Below are 15,975 nucleotides of genomic sequence, written 5' to 3' on the forward strand. Positions count from 1 at the left end.
CGAGGTTACTGGCGCTCTCTGCGCAGCGGCGTCAGCTCTGGCCGGGCAGGCTGTTGATGTAAGGGCAGCCGGCCAAGGCGCGTAGGGCACGCGACAACTCGAAGACATCGTGAACCGGTCGCGGGAACGACAGACGAACATCGGAATCGCTCTCGGTTCCCTCGATACGAAGCCGGACGCCGAAACGGTCGATGCCCAACGGACGCACCTGGCCTTCGCGCAGTTCTGCCGGCAGCCGGCCGCTCAGCGCGGCGACCAGATCGGCGTGATCCTCGTCGAGGTGGGCGACCCAATCGGCCTCCAGCTCCCAGAAGGGGTCCGGCGCGGCTACAGCCAGCTCCGGCGTGGACACCGAGGCGGCCCCGGATGAATTGGCAAGAACCGCGGAGGTCAGGTTCAGGCGGAGCAGCGAGTAGCCGTGACCGATGTCGAGCAGGCCCGCCGACGGGTGGTCGGTGGCGATCTCGCAGGCCAGATCCCGTTCGAGATCCGAGGGCACCGAGTGCAGCGCCCCGTTGAGCCAGATCAGGGAACGGACCTGTTCCCGTAGCTCGATGGGGGCGAGGTCGGTCACCTCGACCATCGCAGGCAGTCCGGCCGAACCGGCCTGCCAGGCCAGAGCGCACGCGGCGGAGTCGGAGGGTACGAGGACAAAGGCCTGCGAGTCGTACAGGTGCACCATCGTCACCGGCGAGGGTTCGCTGCCCTCGATCGCGAGCATGGCGTCGGTGACGCGCATGCACGCGGTACGGATCAGCTCGGCGTCTGATGGTCGTGCGGTGGCGATTTTCGACATCTGCTGTCCTCGATGGTCGGCGGAAGGGTGTCACCCTGTCTGCTCGGTGTAGGTAACCCTAACCTAATCACGGGTTGTCTCGTCCCGCAAGCTTTCCGGCGACTCCCGTTCACTGCCGTAATCTTCAAATCGTGCCTGCGATCGCCTACTTCGGACCCTCCGGAACGTTCACCGAGATGGCTCTGGAGCAACTGCTCACCGAGAATCCGTCGTTCGGGGACGACGGCGATGTCGCGCGAGTCAGTGCCACGAGCCCGGGCCGAGTGATCGAGCTCGTCCGTCAAGGTGAGGTCGCCTACGGATGCGTCCCGATCGAGAGCTCGGTGGAAGGGTCGGTGCCGGCGACCCTGGACGCGCTGATCAAGGGTTCCAGGGTGCAGATCTTTGCCGAAACAGTCCTGGACATCGCCTTCACGTTGGCCACCCGTGGGCCGATGGCCTCCTCGGACATCACGACGATCGCCGCCTACCCGGTGGCCTCGGCACAGGTTCGCGAGACGCTCGAGCGCGACTACCCGGGGGCGCAACTCGTCACCAGCGGGTCCAATTCGGCGGCTGCGCAGGACGTGGTGGAAGGCCGGGCGGATGCCGCGATCACCACGCCGCTGTCGGTCCGGCTCTACGGGCTTCACGCGCTGGCGACGGGCGTCGCCGATTCGGACGAGGCCAACACCCGCTTCGTGCTGGTGGGCCGGCCCGGTCCCGTCCCCCCTCGCACCGGCCGCGACCGCACGTCGGTGACCCTGGACCTGCCCAACGTCCCGGGTTCGCTGATGGCTGCCATGTATGAGTTCGCGACGCGCGGCATCGACCTGACGCGTATCGAGTCACGACCCAGGCGGGAGCCGGGCGGCTTCTTCTTCAATCTCGATGTGGTGGGGCATCTCGACGATCCGCCCATCGCCGAAGCGCTCGGTGCCCTCCACCGACGGGCCACGGCGATGCACTTTCTCGGCTCGTGGCCGTCGGCCCGGCCCAACGGCACTCCGCCACCCAGCCATCAACAGAGCGATCAGTGGCTCGAATCGATCAGGCAGGGTCTGGACCGATGAGCTCATTGCATCTCGTCCGGCACGGCGAGACCACCTCGAATGTGCTGCAACGACTCGACACCGCATTGCCAGGCGCGGGTCTCACCGACTTCGGCGCACGCCAGGCCGCCAGGTATGCGCTCGAACGACCTGACGTCGCGGACCCGGTGCTGTTCTCGTCGCGGGCACTACGAGCTCGTCAGACGGCCGATCTGATCGGTTCGGTGTGGGAAGTGGAGAACCAGGTACTCGACGGCTTGCACGAGGTGCAGGTCGGCGATCTCGAAGACCAGACGTCGGAAGACGCGCACAAGGTGTTCTCCACCACGGTCCGCAGCTGGTTCGCCGGCGAGCTCGGTGCCCGGTTGCCCGGTGGGGAATCGCTGAACGATGTCTACGAGCGTTTTCTGCCCGTCATCGAGGACATAGCCGACCGGTACCTGCAGGCCGACGGCTCCGGTCCCGATGTGCATCTGGTGAGTCACGGTGCGGCCATCCGGCTGGTCGCAGCCCGCCTGGTGAACATGCCGACCGAGTTCGCGCTCGCCCACCACCTGGGGAACACCGGATCCATCGAACTGACGCGGGCCGAAGACGGATGGACGTGCCTGCGGTGGGGCAGTGAACTACCGCCGTTCCGACGTGACGACGAACCAGAGCTCGCCCGCGACCCGATGGGCTAGTCAGGGCGGTTGGGCCGGCCGTGGCAATTGGCTGGCCGGGGCGGATGCGCTCCGGTCTCAACCCCACCCGTTGGCGTGGAGCCAGTCGTCGGAGATACCGAAGTGATGTGCGATCTCATGGACCACCGTGATCGCGACCTCTGAGATCACGTCGTCCTCGCTGTCGCACATGTCGAGGATGGGCTCGCGATAGATGGTGATGGTGTCCGGGAGGGTGCCGCCGTAGTGGCTGTCGCGTTCGGTCAGTGCGATTCCGTAGTACAGCCCGAGTAGGTCGGGTTCCTCGGGATGGTGCGGTTCGACCAGGACCACCACGTTGTTCATCGCAGCGGCGAGTTCCTCGGGGATGGTGTCGAGCGCATCGGACACCAGTTCGTCGAACGCTTTGTCCGACATGACAACCGGCATCGCTCAGCCACCACCGCCGCCGGCCGGCGCCGGGGTCTCGATCGGATTGGGTTCGATACCGGGCGGCAGTGGCACCGGTGATGGGATGAGGCGTCCAGGAGGCTCGACGGGGGGCGGGGTCGGCACCTTGCCGTTGATGAGCAGGCTCCCGGCCGCGGCGTCGCCGACCAGCGTGGCGAATCCGCCCTGGTCGGGTAAGCCGATATAACACACCACTTTTCGGCTGCCGGCCAGCCAACTCGGCTCGGCGAGTGTGGACCACTGCAGGTTGAGAGTGGACTGTGTCAGCTTGTCGGGGCCGCCGAGGAACTGGCTGGTGACGTCGGGGCAGGTGGTCTTGAGGTAGTTGTCCTGTTCGGCCACAGGGGGGTACGGCGCGCCGGCCCCCGTGGGGTCGAACCTCGCCGAGAGGTCGACCACAGAGGTGACTTGAAAAGCGTGGGGCTCAGCGCAATCCACCGGGTCGGTGGGCTTACGGGTGGCCGGGTCGATCCCGATGCAGGTGCCCTCTGGCCACTGCTGAGACTGGTCCTGGTCGCGAACCAGACCGGCGAACGGCTTCAACGTGCCGGTGGTGCCCGACAACTGCAACCCACAACGCAAACTGCGTTCCCCGTCCGTCCATTGCTGTTGGGAGGGGTACATCAGTCCGACCGAGAACCGGCCGGCCGGATCGAGCCGGCCGCCCAGATAGTTGTTCACCACCACCGGGCAGTGTTCGTCGCGGATCGCGGTGAACTGCTCAGCGGTTGGCCATGGTGCGTCCTCGCCGAACTGGATACCGGGGTAAGCAGCGGTGTCCACCGATCCGGCGACCTCGAACATGTGCTCGGCGGTGCAGTCGACCTTCGACTGTTTGGCGGGCAGGTAAACCGGCCAGGTCAGGCAGTCGCCGGCAACCGACTCGGAGAACGGGCTCGACCGCGCGGACGTCTTGGCGTCGCCGATCTCTTCGCCGTCGACCTTGCCGGGATCGTCGAACCCACCCAGCACAGCCACCACGCCTGCGCAGATCACCGCACCCACGAGGATGGCGGCAAGCAGCACCCTGACCGGGTGTCGAAGCACGTGACCCAGTCGATCTCGTCGGCCGTCTCTGTCAACCATCGGTGTCCATCATGCACTGAGGTCTGTGGCCGCGAGACGAAACCCTCGGGTGCATGGCCCGCGTTGTGCACTGAGGTCTGTGGCCGCGAGACGAAACCCTCGGGTGCATGGCCCGCGTTATCGTCGGAGGATGGAATCAGACGCGAGGGGCGATGAATCTGACGCCGTGATGCCGAGCGAGGATGTCGCCGAGCTGGCCGGACGGCTGTTCGACATGGCACGGTCCGGTGACACGGCCGTACTCGGATATGTGAAAGCCGGTGTGCCGGTCAATCTGACAAACGGCGCAGGCGACACCCTGCTGATGCTGGCGGCCTACCACGGGCACCACGACGTGGTCTCCGGTCTGATCGAATCGGGTGCCGACGTCAACCGCGTCAACGACAAGGGGCAGACGCCGCTCGCCGGCGCTGTCTTCAAATCGCATGACGTTGTGGTGCGAACGCTCATCGCCGCGGGGGCCGATCCGGACACGGGGCACCCCACCGCGCGTGATGCCGCTTCGATGTTCGGGCGCGAAGATTACCTGGGGCTGCTCGACCAGTAGGGTTTCCAGAGTGATCGACCTGAAGATTTTGCGCGACAACCCCGACCTCGTCCGGGCATCTCAACGCACCCGCGGTGAGGATCCCGGCCTCGTGGATGTGCTGCTCGCCGCCGACTCCGAGCGTCGGGCGGCCATCGCCGAGGCCGATCAGCGGCGCTCGGAACAGAAGGACCTCGGCAAGCTCATCGGAAAGGCGCCCGCCGAGGAGAAGCAGGAACTGCTCGCTCGGGGTAAGCACCTTGCCGACCAGGTCAAAGCCGCACACGCCCGCGAGTCCGCGGCCGACGAGAAGATGGCAGCCGCTCATCGCGCCATCAACAACATCGTCGCGCCGGAGGCACCTGCCGGTGGCGAGGAGGACTTCGTCCTCGTGGAGACCGTGGGCGAGCCCACCCCGATCGAGAACCCCAAGGATCACCTGGAACTCGGCGAGAGCCTCGGTCTGCTGGACATGGAGCGCGGGGCGAAGGTCTCGGGCTCACGCTTCTACTTCCTGACCGGGCCGGGCGCCATGCTGCAGCTGGGGCTAATGCAGCTCGCGGCACAGAAGGCGACGGCCAACGGCTTCACCGTGATGATCCCTCCGGTACTCGTTCGACCCGAGGTGATGGACGGCACCGGATTCCTCGGTGCCCACTCGGCCGAGGTCTACCACCTCGCCGAAGATGATCTGTATCTCGTCGGTACGTCCGAGGTCCCACTTGCCGGCTACCACATGGGTGAGATTCTCGACCTTTCCGCCGGACCCAAGCGATATGCGGGTTGGTCCAGTTGTTTCCGTCGTGAGGCGGGCAGCTACGGCAAGGACACCCGCGGCATCATCCGGGTGCACCAGTTCGACAAGGTCGAGGCCTTCATCTACTGCAAGCCCGAAGACGCCGAGACCGAACACGAGAAGCTTCTCGGCTGGCAGAAGGACATGCTGGCCGCGATCGATGTTCCGTACCGCGTCATCGACGTTGCCGGCGGCGACCTCGGCTCATCGGCGGCGCGCAAATTCGACTGTGAGGCATGGGTTCCGACGCAGAACACCTATCGCGAACTCACCTCGACCTCCAACTGCACGACGTACCAGGCACGCCGCCTACAGGTGAGGTACCGAGGCGAGAACGGCAAACCGCAGGTGGCCGCGACCCTCAACGGCACCCTGGCCACCACCCGCTGGATCGTGGCGATCCTGGAAAACCACCAGCAGCCGGACGGCAGCGTGCGGGTGCCGGAGGCACTGGTGCCTTTTGTGGGTTCGGAGATCCTCGCGCCTGCCCGCTGATCACGAGTTCTCGATGCAGGCGTGCACGACGAGCTTTCTTTTTTTGACGACTGACTGCCTCGACAGACCGTGCCGGCCTTTCATCGCGGATGAAACTTGACTTCACCTGCAACAGCTCTACCGGCGACGATGAAGTAATGTCATGACGCGCGACGTCTCCTGAAACGGAACGTCGCGCGCCGGGTGTTCGAGCTCAGAAGGTAGCGGCGCCTGCTGTATTCGTATTGTCGGTGCCAAAACGCTTTCCCTGTGATGGGGTGGCGCGCACCGATGTCGACATTGGAGTTCCGAATCGATGCCGAATGAGTCGAACGCTCAGTTGCACACCGTGCTTGCCGACCTCGCCCGCACCGCACACGCCAAGGCGCCCGAGGGACCGGAAGCAGTTCTCACCGAGATCACCGCGAATGCTGTTGACGTGATCGAGGGCATCGTCTTCGCAGGCATCACCTTGACCAGGGGCGAGAACGTCCTCGACACAATGGCACCCACCCATCAGGTGGCCGAGCAGTTCGATCAACTTCAACAGCAAGCCGGTCAAGGCCCATGCCTCGATGCCGCCTGGAAACACCGCACGGTAAGGGTGGATGACCTGCTGTCGGAGAACCGCTGGCCGAGATTGGTCGAGGCAGCGCGCGACCAGTCGCCGGTCAGGTCGTCAGTGTCGTATGAGTTGTTCACCCACGCCGAGGGGATGGGTGCCCTCAACCTCTATTCGGACCGCGCGCATGCCATCACCGATGACGCGGTCGAAGCAGGCTATGCACTGGCGGCACACGCGGCATTGATATTCGACGCTGCATTGAGACAGCAGCAGTTCGAGAGCGCCCTGGCATCGCGAGACATCATCGGTCAGGCCAAAGGGATGATCATGGAGAGATTCTCGATCGACGCCACTCAGGCCTTCAAACTCCTGACCAAGTTGTCGCAGGAATCGAATGTACGGGTTGCCGAGATAGCCCGGCAGATCATCAGCAATCGATCCGAAGGTGATCAGGAAGCCGGTTGAGGTAATTCGCCCGTGACCTGAAAGACGATACGACGGCCGATCAGCACAGCGTGATCGGCGAAGCGTTCGTAGAACCGACCGAGAAGCGTGACGTCGATGGCGGCTGCGACGCCGTGCGGCCACGAGCTGTCGTCGAGGGTCGACGTCAGTCGGTGGTGCAGATCATCCATGATGTCGTCATCGTCGTGGAGCCGGCGCGCGTCGGCCGGATCGTGAGTGAGCAGCACATCGCCGACGGTGTGCGACATCGTCACCGCAACCTGGGCCATCTCCGAGAAGTAGGGGGCCACCTCGTCGGGGACAACGCTCGCGGGATGACGCCTTCTCGCTGCTTCGGCGATGTGTACGGCAAGTCCACCCATGCGGTCGATGTCGGCGATGATGTGCGTCGCGGCGACGACTGTCCGTAGATCGCAGGCAACGGGAGCCTGCCGGGCCAGAAGCAGGAAAGCCTGCGACTCTGCCCGAGCCGACAGTGCCCGTAGGTCATCGTGCGAACTGACGACCTCCTCCGCAGCCGCGAGGTCTGCGCACAGAACGGCGTGACTGGCTCGCTCGACGGCATTGCCGGCGAAGGTGGCCATCGTACTGAGCGTTGTGTTGAGATCGCGTAACTGGTCGCGAAAAGTGCTGCGCATGAGAGTGTCTCTCTGTCTGGAGTCAGCGGCCGCATGAGAATCGCCGAGGGAGTGATGGACTCGCTGAAAGTGACTGCGCATTCTTAGACAGATGGCGAGATGGCGGACGAACGACGCGCCTGTGACCCATACTACTTGTCTGCTCATCGGTGACGACGCTTTCGATGCGACGCGACCGATTCCGCCGACTTTAGAGGCCGCACGGTGCTGATTCAGTTGGAGCCCACGTCTGCGACGTGGGTTTTCGCATCGTCGAGTTTGCACGGAGAGCACCGCGCACGAAGGCCGCGGCACCTGTGGGTGTCGCGGCCTTCGCGTCAGACGGGACGATGTTCGCCAGTGCGCCTCTCGGCAAGTGGTTGCTCGCAGCAACTTTGGGGTGGTACCCGGGGCAGTGATACGAACATCGTCGCTTGCTACAACGGGCGCAGGTGCCGCACTATTCCGCACTCTGGGCGCGTTCATGCGCGGAAGTGGTCGGGCCCCGACATAATCCCCCCATGATCATCGGCATTCTCGCGGCGTTGTTCGCGTGCATCGCATACGGGGTGTCCTCCGTCATGCAGGCCTACGGCGCACGCTCGGCGAAGCAGGCGGCAGCCGCGCGCGGCGAGAGCGGTTTCGAGACCGACAAGGGCGCGCCGACCATGCGGTCGACGATGGCCGCGGTCTTGACGACCGCGTTCATCGTCGGAACCGTTCTCGATGTTGTCGGGTTCGGCGGCAGCGCGGTGTCGGCGCGTCTCATCCCGCTCTTCCTGTCGCAGACGATCGTCAGTGCGAATCTGGTGGTGACAGCGATCCTCGGCATCTTCGTGCTCGGCATCAACCTGCACAAGAGGGACTGGCTGGCGATCGCGGTCGTGATCGTGGCGCTGTTCGCGCTCGGCATCTCTGCGGACTCCGAAGGCCACGGGCACGACGCCGCCTGGTTCCACTGGGGCTTGCTTGCCGTCACCCTGGTGTTGTTCGCCGGCTCGATCGGTTTGATCAGGTGGCTGGGCTCCCGGGCGGCGATTGCCGCCGGGCTGTGTGCGGGCGCGATGTTCGGCGCCGTGGCCATCGCGGTGCGCATCCTGCACGGCATTTCCGACTTCGACGTGGTCGACATCCTCACCGATCCCGCCGCCTACGCGCTCGCTGTCGCCGGAATAGGTGGCTACTACCTGCACACCGTCGCGCTGCAGTTGGGTTCGGTCAACGGCGCGACGGCCGCGCTGGTGGTGGGCGAGACGGTGGTGCCCGGTCTGGTCGGCATCATCTGGCTGGGTGACAACGCACTCCCGGGCCGGACATGGTTGGCTGTTCTCGGCTTCATCTTCGCGGTCGTCGGCGCGGTCACAGTGGCGTGGTCGGGCGCGGTGGAAGCCAGCGCACAGGCCGAGTCCGGAGCAGAGAAGGCACCAGCATGAGCACCACGATGTACAAGCGGTCCACCCGGATGGTCCGCTTCGACGAACTGTCCATGGAGATGACGGCAGCCCTGGCAGAACATGCTCAAAGCCACCAGTTGGTCCTCAGCGACGACATGCCCGCCTGGCTCACCTCCAGCCAGAATCTGCCTTCCAACTCGCTTCTCGGAAAAGTGTTCCGCCGCAAGGCCAACTGGACCGATCCGGATGCGGCGCACGAGGTGCTCGTGGTCATCCACTCCACGCACCTGATCGTGGTGACAGCGGGTGAGAAGCGGGGCACCGCCGTGTTGTCGGTTCCGATGTCGCAGGCCTCGGCCCGGGTGGGCAGCGCGCTCGAAGACACCTTTGCGGCGGTGGAGGATTCGGGGATCACACTGGGCGGGTTCCCGGGAGAGCACGGACAAGCCGGTACCTTCTACATCGGGCTAGGCCCCGAAGCTGCGGGAGCCGAATGCGCGGAGGCGATCCGTGAGGCGATCACCGAGGCGAAGAACCCGTAATCGGTTGTCCTGCCGGCCCGAAGATCCCTTCGGCCAACTGGGTTGTCGCCCCGCCGACCTCAGCCGGGCAGCGTTTCGCCGCCGATCGGGGCCAGCACCTCGCCGCTGTAGTACGACGACATGGTCTGCGATGCGAAGAACACGTAGGACGGAGCGATCTCGTCCGGCTGCGCGGCGCGACCCATAGGAACCTGCTTACCGAAGTCGGCGACCTTGTCGGCCGGCATCGTCGCGGGAATCAACGGTGTCCAGACAGGTCCCGGCGCAACACAGTTCACCCGGATTCCGCGGTCGACGAGACTCTGCGCGAGCGAGTAGGTGAGCGCGATGACCGCGCCCTTGGTGGCCGAGTAGTCGATCAACGACTTGTTGCCGCGCAACCCGTTGATAGAGCCGGTGTTGATGATTGCCGAACCCTCGCCGAGGTGCTCGAGAGCAGCATGGGTCACGTGGTAAAAGCTGTGGATGTTCACATCGAACGTTCGCTTCCACTGCTCGGGGGTGATCTCAGAGAAGTCCTCGACAACGCGTTGGTAGGCAACGTTGTTCACGAGGATGTCCAGACCGCCCAAGTCCTCGACCGTTCGGCCGACGATCTGGCGGCAGTGTGTGGGATCGGCCAGATCCCCTGCGTACGTGGTGCATCGACGTCCTTCGGCTTCGACGAGCCCCTTGGTGTGTGCGGCATCGTCGGACTCGTCCAGGTATGCGATGGCGACGTCTGCGCCCTCTTTGGCATAGGCCACGGCGACTGCCCGTCCGATGCCGGAGTCGCCGCCGGTGATGAGGGCCTTCTTGCCCTGCAAGAGTCCGCGGCCCTGGTACGAACGCATCTCGTCGTGGGGTTGCTCGCTCATGTCCCCGGTGTGGCCCGGGTATTCGATGTTCTCGGCTGGATGTTCGCTCATGGTTTGCACCTTTCTCGTTCACCGCTGCTTACCCGGCGCTGACCGGGTGAAACCTCGAGTTTGGCGGTGCGGCCGGCGGGTAACCTCCAGGACCGATCGAACTCTCGAGAAGGAGGAAGCACATGCCGAAGACGACCAAATCGGGTGCGCCGAAGAAGAGCGAGCTGCCGAGTACGTTGATCAAGTCGGGCAAGAAGGCGCAGCGCACGTTCACCAAGACCTACGACTCGGCGATGGACGAATACGGCGACGAGAAACGTGCGCACCGCACGGCCTTCTCCGCCCTCAAGCACAGCTTCGAAAAGGTGGGCGACCGTTGGGAACCCAAGAAGAAGAAGGGTCCATCCGACAGCCGGGCCAAGAGTGGCGGCCCCAATCCCTCGGGTAAGTCAGCCGAGGGAGTGGACGCCAATGCGAGCAAGGACCATCTGGTCAAGGTGGCCAAACGCCTCGACATCAAAGGCCGCTCCTCCATGAAGAAGAAGGAACTGGTCTCCGCCATCAAGAAGGCGAACCGAAAGAAGACCGCCAAGAACCGGTGACGGTTCCCGGACGGTCTTCCTGGGAGCTCGGGGTTGGCCCTAACGATCTCAGGGGCGGAGCAAGATCTTCACTGCGCCGTCCTGCTTCTTGGAGAAGATCTCGTAAGCGTGCGGTGCCTCTTCGAGGCTGACCTCGTGGGTGGCGAAATTGTCGACGCCCAGCGGATCCTCATCGGTGAGAAGCGGCATGATGTCGTCCACCCAGTGCTTGACGTTGGCTTGTCCCATGCGCACATTGATCTGTTTGTCGAACATGGTGCCAAGGGGTAGCGGGTCTGCTTCGCCGCCGTAAACACCGATGAGGGACACGGTCCCCCCGCGTCGTACCGCGTCGATGGCGGTGTTCACGGCCGCGAGCCGATCCACGCCTGCGGTCTTGAACACCGGCTGGGCCACCGCGTCGGGCAGAAGGCCGGCCACCGTCTGGATGAGTTTCGCCACCGGCGCACCATGGGCCTCCATGCCCACCGCGTCGATGACGGAGTCGGTGCCGCGCCCGGAGGTGCGGTCGCGGATGACATCTCCGATGTTCTTGTTCGAGCGCATGTCGATGGTGTCGATACCGCGGGCCTTGGCTCGATCGAGGCGCTCGGGAACCATGTCCACGGCGACCACGTCGTAACCGCGGTGAGCAGCGATGCGGGCGCACATGTCACCAATCGGTCCGAGTCCCAGAACCGTAACCGTTCCACCTTCTGGCACATTCGCATACTCGACCGCCTGCCACGCGGTGGGGAGCACGTCTGAGAGGTACACGAATCGCGAGTCCGGCGGCCCCTCGGGCACCTTGATGTGGGTGGAGTCGGCCAGCGGTACACGCAGGTATTCGGCCTGCCCCCCGGGAACCTGCCCATAGAGTTGCGAAAAACCGAACAAGGCCGCCCCGCGACCTTCCGACGTCACCTGAGTCGTCTCGCACTGAGTGTGCAGACCTCGGTCGCACATGAAACAACTGCCACAACAGATCTGGAACGGAATGACCACTCGGTCACCCACGGCCAAATTCTTCACGTCGGCGCCCACTTCGACAACACGTCCCATGGGCTCGTGGCCGAGGATGTCACCGGCGCTCATGAAGGGGCCCAGCACTTCATAAAGGTGGAGGTCTGAACCGCAGATGTTCGTGGTCGTCAGCTCGATGATGGCATCGGTCGGCTCTTGGATCTTCGGATCCGGTACCGTTTCGACTCGCACGTCCCGTTTGCCCTGCCACGTCACTGCTCTCATAAGTCCTCCTGGTCGGGTCCGCCCGTTTCGTTCTCGGGCACGCGGGCCGGATACCCACGGAGTGCCGTGGTGAACCCAAGCGCTGCTCGAGAACAGGGCCGCATGACAGGGTGATTGAAGACGAACTCGACGGGGTAACCCAGACGAGTTGAATCAGCCAGCGTAGATGGGACCGTGTTGGAGCGAACTCAGCCGAAGGCGCGGGTCTCAGACGACTATGCCGACGTCGTGGACTTGATCGCGCGTCTACGGGAGAAAGAGAAGGGCACGCCCGCTGCGGACCGTCTTCGAGACCAGGTCATCACCCGCTGCCTTCCTCTCGCCGAGAACATCGCCCGCCGCTTCAGTGGCCGCGGCGAGAATCACGATGACCTCGTCCAGGTTGCCCGCCTAGGCCTCGTCAACGCGGTGGATCGGTTCGATCCTCAGCACGGTTCGGAGTTCGTGTCCTTCGCAGTGCCCACGATCATGGGCGAAGTGCGCCGGCACTTCCGGGATGCGGCGTGGGCCACCCGTGTCCCACGCCGGCTCAAGGAGCTGCACAAGTCGATCAGCGACGCCTCGGAAAACCTGTCCCAGCGCCTCGGGCGGGCACCGTCGCCCAGCGAGATAGCCGCTGAGCTCGATCTCAGCGTCGCCGAAGTGACCGAAGGCTTGTTGGCGCGTGGCGCCTATCAGGCCCTGTCCACCGATTCCGGCGCGGCCGACGACGAACTCGGCGCGCCGTTGTTGGAGACACTGGGCTCGGAAGATCCCGAGTACGAGCACGTCGAAAGCTACGTCGCGATTCGCCCCGCACTCGCCAAGCTCTCCGAGCGTGAGCGACGAATTCTGGTGCTGCGATTCTTCGGATCCCAGACCCAGACCGAGATCGCGAAACAACTTGGTATCTCGCAGATGCACGTATCGCGCATCCTCTCCAGCACCCTCGCCAAGTTGCGTGACGAGCTCGGCTCTGACGAAGACGGCGCACTGGGTGGCCCGAATTCCTTCCTGAACTGAAGAATGAATTGTAGATTGTTAATCAGGTTGGGAAGGCAGCCGGGCTCTGCGGAGTGGCCTGCTCGGTGGGCGGCGAGCTCCAGGGGCAGTCATCGCCAGTCGGCCGGAGGTTTTCATGTCGCCGTCGGAGACCAATTTCTATCCTGAACTACGAGACATCGGCTCCATGACCGAACTCGGGCACACGTGCACCCGCAAGATCACGTTCTCCTGTACCCGTGCGCATCCCGTCGTTGTCCGGGTCGATGGTGAGGTGGACCGCGACACCGTTGTGCTCCTCCAGGATTACCTCGATCATTTGCTCGGTGGAACCAAGGCGCTGATCGTCGATTTGTCGGACGTCGACTTCGCACCGTCGTCGTGCCTCGAACTGCTCATCGACGTCGCCGAGACCGCAGCCACTGAGGATCGATGGTTCGCGGTGGCTTGCGGGCGGCCCGTGAGCCGGCCGTTGGAGCTTCTCGGAGACCTCGTCGAATGTTTCGACTCGTTGGAATCGGCACGCCAAGCCACTCCTGCGCAGTAGCAACCCGACCCCGAACTCGTTCGAGGGGCTTCACTTCCGCTCGCAGCTGTAGGGCGGTGCGGCGCGTACGCGGACATCGGACTGTGAAATCGTGGGGCTCAGAAGGCACCCTGACTATTTGTTTCGCAAGAGTGCTTAGGGCAGCCATCGTCGGGGTATACGGGGTGAGACCGTAGTAGGAGTAGTGCAAATGTCGATCGTGATCAACGCCGTTGGCCGGGGTAACCTGCCCGGTAAAGGGGGATCGAAGTGGTAGTGGGTGACGTCATGCGTATCGACGAAACGGCAGTGGCTCCGGTGAATATCCGGGTGCCCGCCGACAAGTCGCAAGTCGCGATGGTCAGGGCCATCGCCGAGACCCTGGCGGTGCTGGCCGATTTCTCCCTGGACGAGGTCGCCGACATCAAATTGGCCGTCGACGAAGCCGCGATGACGATCATCGGACATGCCGGACCGGGTGCCGAATTGACGGTCGCCTTCACCACAGCCGAGCACCACTTCAACGGTGTGGTCCAGTCGTGGCTCCCGAGCTCTAACTCCTTGCCACAGACCGGTTTTGGATGGCACGTGTTGCAAACGCTGACCGAGTCGGTGACCGTCCATGAAGGCGAGGCAGACAGCGATGGCCGTCTGGTCGCCATCGAACTGGTGAAGTAACCAGACCCTGTCCGGGCCGACGGGGACGACTACGTCGGCGCGGTTCAGTCGAGCTTGGTGAGCGGTCGGGTGGCCGGCCCCTCAAGGACCGCCCCGTCGGCCGCGAAACGCGATCCGTGCAGCGGGCAGTCCCACGATTTCTCGGCGTCATTCCAGTTGAGTACACCCGCAAGGTGAGGGCACACCGCCGACACCTTGTGCGTCTGCCCTTCCACAGTGCACACGCCCATCGGGCGGGCACCGTTGCGACGCAGCACCCCGCCGCCCTCAGGAACAGTCTCGTCGGTGTCCGTCGAGGAGCCGGGCTTGATCGCTGCGCCCGCCCACCCCCTGGCCATGTGCAGCCCGACCTCGGCATTGATCACCGCGGCAGAGGGGGCACCCACAACCTGAGCAGGGCGGGACGAGTCCAGGTACTCCGCCCACGGCGGACCGCCGCCGAGCAGCCGGCCGGTGAGCGCCAACGCCGCAGCGACCCCATTTGTCATGCCCCACTTGGCAAATCCGGTCGCTACGAAAATGCTGTCGTGCCCGGGAAGGATCGGTCCGACGTAGGGAAGCTCATCGATCGTGACGTAGTCCTGCGCCGACCACTGGTGGGTCAACTGCGCGGTCGGGAAATACGTTGTGGTCCAGTCGATCAGCTCGTCGACGTGCTCCTGCTCCGACTTGGCCCGCCCCACGGGATGTCCACTTCCGCCCGTGAGGAGCAGCGGCTCACCGTTGGGCCCCGGAGCCCACCGGACCGACCTCGACGGCTGGTCGGCGGCAAGGTACATGCCCGCCATGATCGGCTCCGAGACCGAGAAGGCGGCAGCGTACGAACGTTCGGGATGGACGCGAGCGAAGAACCCTCCTCGATCGAGAATCGGTGTGCCGGTGGCCAATACGATCCTCTGGCCCCGAACGGTGAGGTCGTCTCCTGAGACGGGATCCACCTGGTCGGTGCGAAGCAACTGGTCGCCGTCTTTGCTGTGCGCAGATACGACCCTGGTGTTCTCGTAGATCTGCACGCCGTGCCGCTGGGCTTCGGCGACGAGGGCTCCGAGGGCATCAAGTGGGTGGAACTGGGCCTGGTCGTCGAGGGCCACCGCCGCCACCGATGGAAACGGGGTCCCGGGATCGTCAACCCAGCGGACGTCGAGGCCTGCTTTCTGGCCGGCTTGGAACTCCTTGCGGATGCTGTCGAGGCCCTTGTCCGACTGCGCGTAGGTGTACGCCGTCTCGATCTCGAACGGCACGCCGTGTTGCCGGCAAAACGCCAGCAGCCATTGCTGCGCTTGGACGTTGGCGTCGACATAACCTCGCAACGCAGCGGCCGAATGCTTACTCGAGATGGAGGACAGTCGAGTGCCCTGGAGGACACTGACTTTCGCGGTGGTGTTGCCCGTGGCCACGGCACCGACGTGTCGGGCTTCGACCAGGGCGACGTCGGCACCCGATCGACCAAGAAGCAGGGCAGTGGTCACACCTGTGATGCCACCGCCGACAACAACGTAGTCGAAGCGCGAGTCGGCGATACTCCGAGCAGGCGGGTCGACTTCAATGCTCTTCATCCACAGTGAGGACACAGCGCTCTGATACCCGCGGTGTCTGCAGTTCAAACTGCTCTCGCGAAACGCCGTTCCGCCGGCATCAATTGACCCGGCGGAACGGAATAGCTGCGATGAAAGCAAAGAAGTTTGAGGGGAGACTCGCTTTTTGAGTCT

General features: G+C 64.3%; 18 protein-coding genes. 11 read left to right on the plus strand and 7 right to left on the minus strand.

The window, feature by feature from the left end; all coding sequences use genetic code 11:
• Positions 1-31: 31 nt before the first annotated feature.
• Entirely contained in the window at positions 32-796 is a 765-nt protein-coding gene (locus tag CSW57_RS12005) for a DUF2470 domain-containing protein (protein ID WP_099382954.1), read from the minus strand.
• Positions 797-927: 131 nt separating this feature from the next.
• On the opposite strand from CSW57_RS12005, the gene pheA reads away from it, so the two are divergent.
• Positions 928-1,848 (plus strand): prephenate dehydratase, encoded by a 921-nt coding sequence (gene pheA, locus CSW57_RS12010; RefSeq protein ID WP_189339226.1) that lies wholly within the window; start codon positions 928-930, stop codon positions 1,846-1,848.
• Positions 1,845-2,510 (plus strand): histidine phosphatase family protein, encoded by a 666-nt coding sequence (locus tag CSW57_RS12015; RefSeq protein ID WP_099382955.1) that lies wholly within the window; start codon positions 1,845-1,847, stop codon positions 2,508-2,510. Before pheA ends, CSW57_RS12015 begins: the two co-directional genes overlap by 4 nt.
• Positions 2,511-2,567: 57 nt before the next feature.
• On the opposite strand, the gene CSW57_RS12020 is transcribed toward CSW57_RS12015, so the two are convergent.
• Entirely contained in the window at positions 2,568-2,918 is a 351-nt protein-coding gene (locus tag CSW57_RS12020; RefSeq protein ID WP_099382956.1) for a metallopeptidase family protein, read from the minus strand.
• A 3-nt stretch (positions 2,919-2,921) separates the two neighbouring features.
• On the minus strand, positions 2,922-4,025 hold the full coding sequence (locus tag CSW57_RS12025) for a septum formation family protein (protein WP_099382957.1): 1,104 nt from the start codon (positions 4,023-4,025) through the stop codon (positions 2,922-2,924).
• 130 nt (positions 4,026-4,155) lie between these two features.
• Between CSW57_RS12025 and CSW57_RS12030 the strand changes: the two genes are divergently transcribed.
• The 3 genes from CSW57_RS12030 to CSW57_RS12040 all read left to right on the plus strand — a co-directional run bounded on the left by CSW57_RS12030 (position 4,156) and on the right by CSW57_RS12040 (position 6,851).
• Complete coding sequence (locus tag CSW57_RS12030; protein ID WP_099382958.1) at positions 4,156-4,572, plus strand: ankyrin repeat domain-containing protein; 417 nt, start codon at positions 4,156-4,158, stop codon at positions 4,570-4,572.
• A gap of 10 nt (positions 4,573-4,582) precedes the next feature.
• Positions 4,583-5,842 carry a serine--tRNA ligase gene (gene serS / locus CSW57_RS12035; protein WP_099382959.1) on the plus strand — a complete coding sequence of 420 codons (1,260 nt, stop codon included), beginning with the start codon at positions 4,583-4,585 and terminating at the stop codon, positions 5,840-5,842.
• A gap of 295 nt (positions 5,843-6,137) precedes the next feature.
• Positions 6,138-6,851 carry an ANTAR domain-containing protein gene (locus tag CSW57_RS12040; protein ID WP_099382960.1) on the plus strand — a complete coding sequence of 238 codons (714 nt, stop codon included), beginning with the start codon at positions 6,138-6,140 and terminating at the stop codon, positions 6,849-6,851.
• Here the strand turns inward: CSW57_RS12040 and phoU are convergent.
• Entirely contained in the window at positions 6,836-7,489 is a 654-nt protein-coding gene (gene phoU / locus CSW57_RS12045) for a phosphate signaling complex protein PhoU (RefSeq protein ID WP_099382961.1), read from the minus strand. The two genes, CSW57_RS12040 and phoU, sit on opposite strands and share 16 nt — an antisense overlap.
• Before the next feature lie 500 nt (positions 7,490-7,989).
• On the opposite strand from phoU, the gene CSW57_RS12050 reads away from it, so the two are divergent.
• On the plus strand, positions 7,990-8,901 hold the full coding sequence (locus CSW57_RS12050) for a hypothetical protein (protein WP_099382962.1): 912 nt from the start codon (positions 7,990-7,992) through the stop codon (positions 8,899-8,901).
• Positions 8,898-9,404, plus strand: coding sequence for a hypothetical protein (locus CSW57_RS12055; protein WP_223249208.1), 507 nt, complete (start codon positions 8,898-8,900; stop codon positions 9,402-9,404). The genes CSW57_RS12050 and CSW57_RS12055 overlap by 4 nt, the downstream gene beginning before the upstream one ends.
• Positions 9,405-9,463: 59 nt before the next feature.
• Here the strand turns inward: CSW57_RS12055 and CSW57_RS12060 are convergent, their stop codons facing one another.
• The gene (locus CSW57_RS12060) at positions 9,464-10,312 is read right to left on the minus strand and encodes an SDR family oxidoreductase (protein WP_099382963.1); all 849 of its coding nucleotides are present in this window, start codon (positions 10,310-10,312) and stop codon (positions 9,464-9,466) included.
• Between the two features lie 122 nt (positions 10,313-10,434).
• Here CSW57_RS12060 and CSW57_RS12065 point away from each other — a divergent pair, with 122 nt between their 5' ends.
• Complete coding sequence (locus CSW57_RS12065) at positions 10,435-10,854, plus strand: ChaB family protein (protein WP_023954941.1); 420 nt, start codon at positions 10,435-10,437, stop codon at positions 10,852-10,854.
• A 48-nt stretch (positions 10,855-10,902) separates the two neighbouring features.
• On the opposite strand, the gene CSW57_RS12070 is transcribed toward CSW57_RS12065, so the two are convergent.
• Complete coding sequence (locus CSW57_RS12070; RefSeq protein ID WP_099382964.1) at positions 10,903-12,081, minus strand: zinc-dependent alcohol dehydrogenase; 1,179 nt, start codon at positions 12,079-12,081, stop codon at positions 10,903-10,905.
• 174 nt (positions 12,082-12,255) lie between these two features.
• On the opposite strand from CSW57_RS12070, the gene CSW57_RS12075 reads away from it, so the two are divergent.
• The 3 genes from CSW57_RS12075 to CSW57_RS12085 all read left to right on the plus strand — a co-directional run bounded on the left by CSW57_RS12075 (position 12,256) and on the right by CSW57_RS12085 (position 14,266).
• Positions 12,256-13,083, plus strand: coding sequence for a SigB/SigF/SigG family RNA polymerase sigma factor (locus CSW57_RS12075; protein ID WP_023954937.1), 828 nt, complete (start codon positions 12,256-12,258; stop codon positions 13,081-13,083).
• Positions 13,084-13,198: 115 nt separating this feature from the next.
• A complete protein-coding gene (locus CSW57_RS12080; protein WP_099382965.1) occupies positions 13,199-13,609 on the plus strand; it encodes an STAS domain-containing protein in 411 nt (136 codons plus the stop codon).
• 267 nt (positions 13,610-13,876) lie between these two features.
• The gene (locus CSW57_RS12085) at positions 13,877-14,266 is read left to right on the plus strand and encodes an ATP-binding protein (RefSeq protein ID WP_143696527.1); all 390 of its coding nucleotides are present in this window, start codon (positions 13,877-13,879) and stop codon (positions 14,264-14,266) included.
• Between the two features lie 44 nt (positions 14,267-14,310).
• Here the strand turns inward: CSW57_RS12085 and CSW57_RS12090 are convergent, their stop codons facing one another.
• Entirely contained in the window at positions 14,311-15,822 is a 1,512-nt protein-coding gene (locus tag CSW57_RS12090; RefSeq protein ID WP_099383355.1) for an FAD-dependent oxidoreductase, read from the minus strand.
• Positions 15,823-15,975: the final 153 nt, after the last annotated feature.

The organism is Williamsia muralis (genome assembly GCF_002735905.1).
GTDB lineage: Bacteria > Actinomycetota > Actinomycetes > Mycobacteriales > Mycobacteriaceae > Williamsia > Williamsia muralis_A.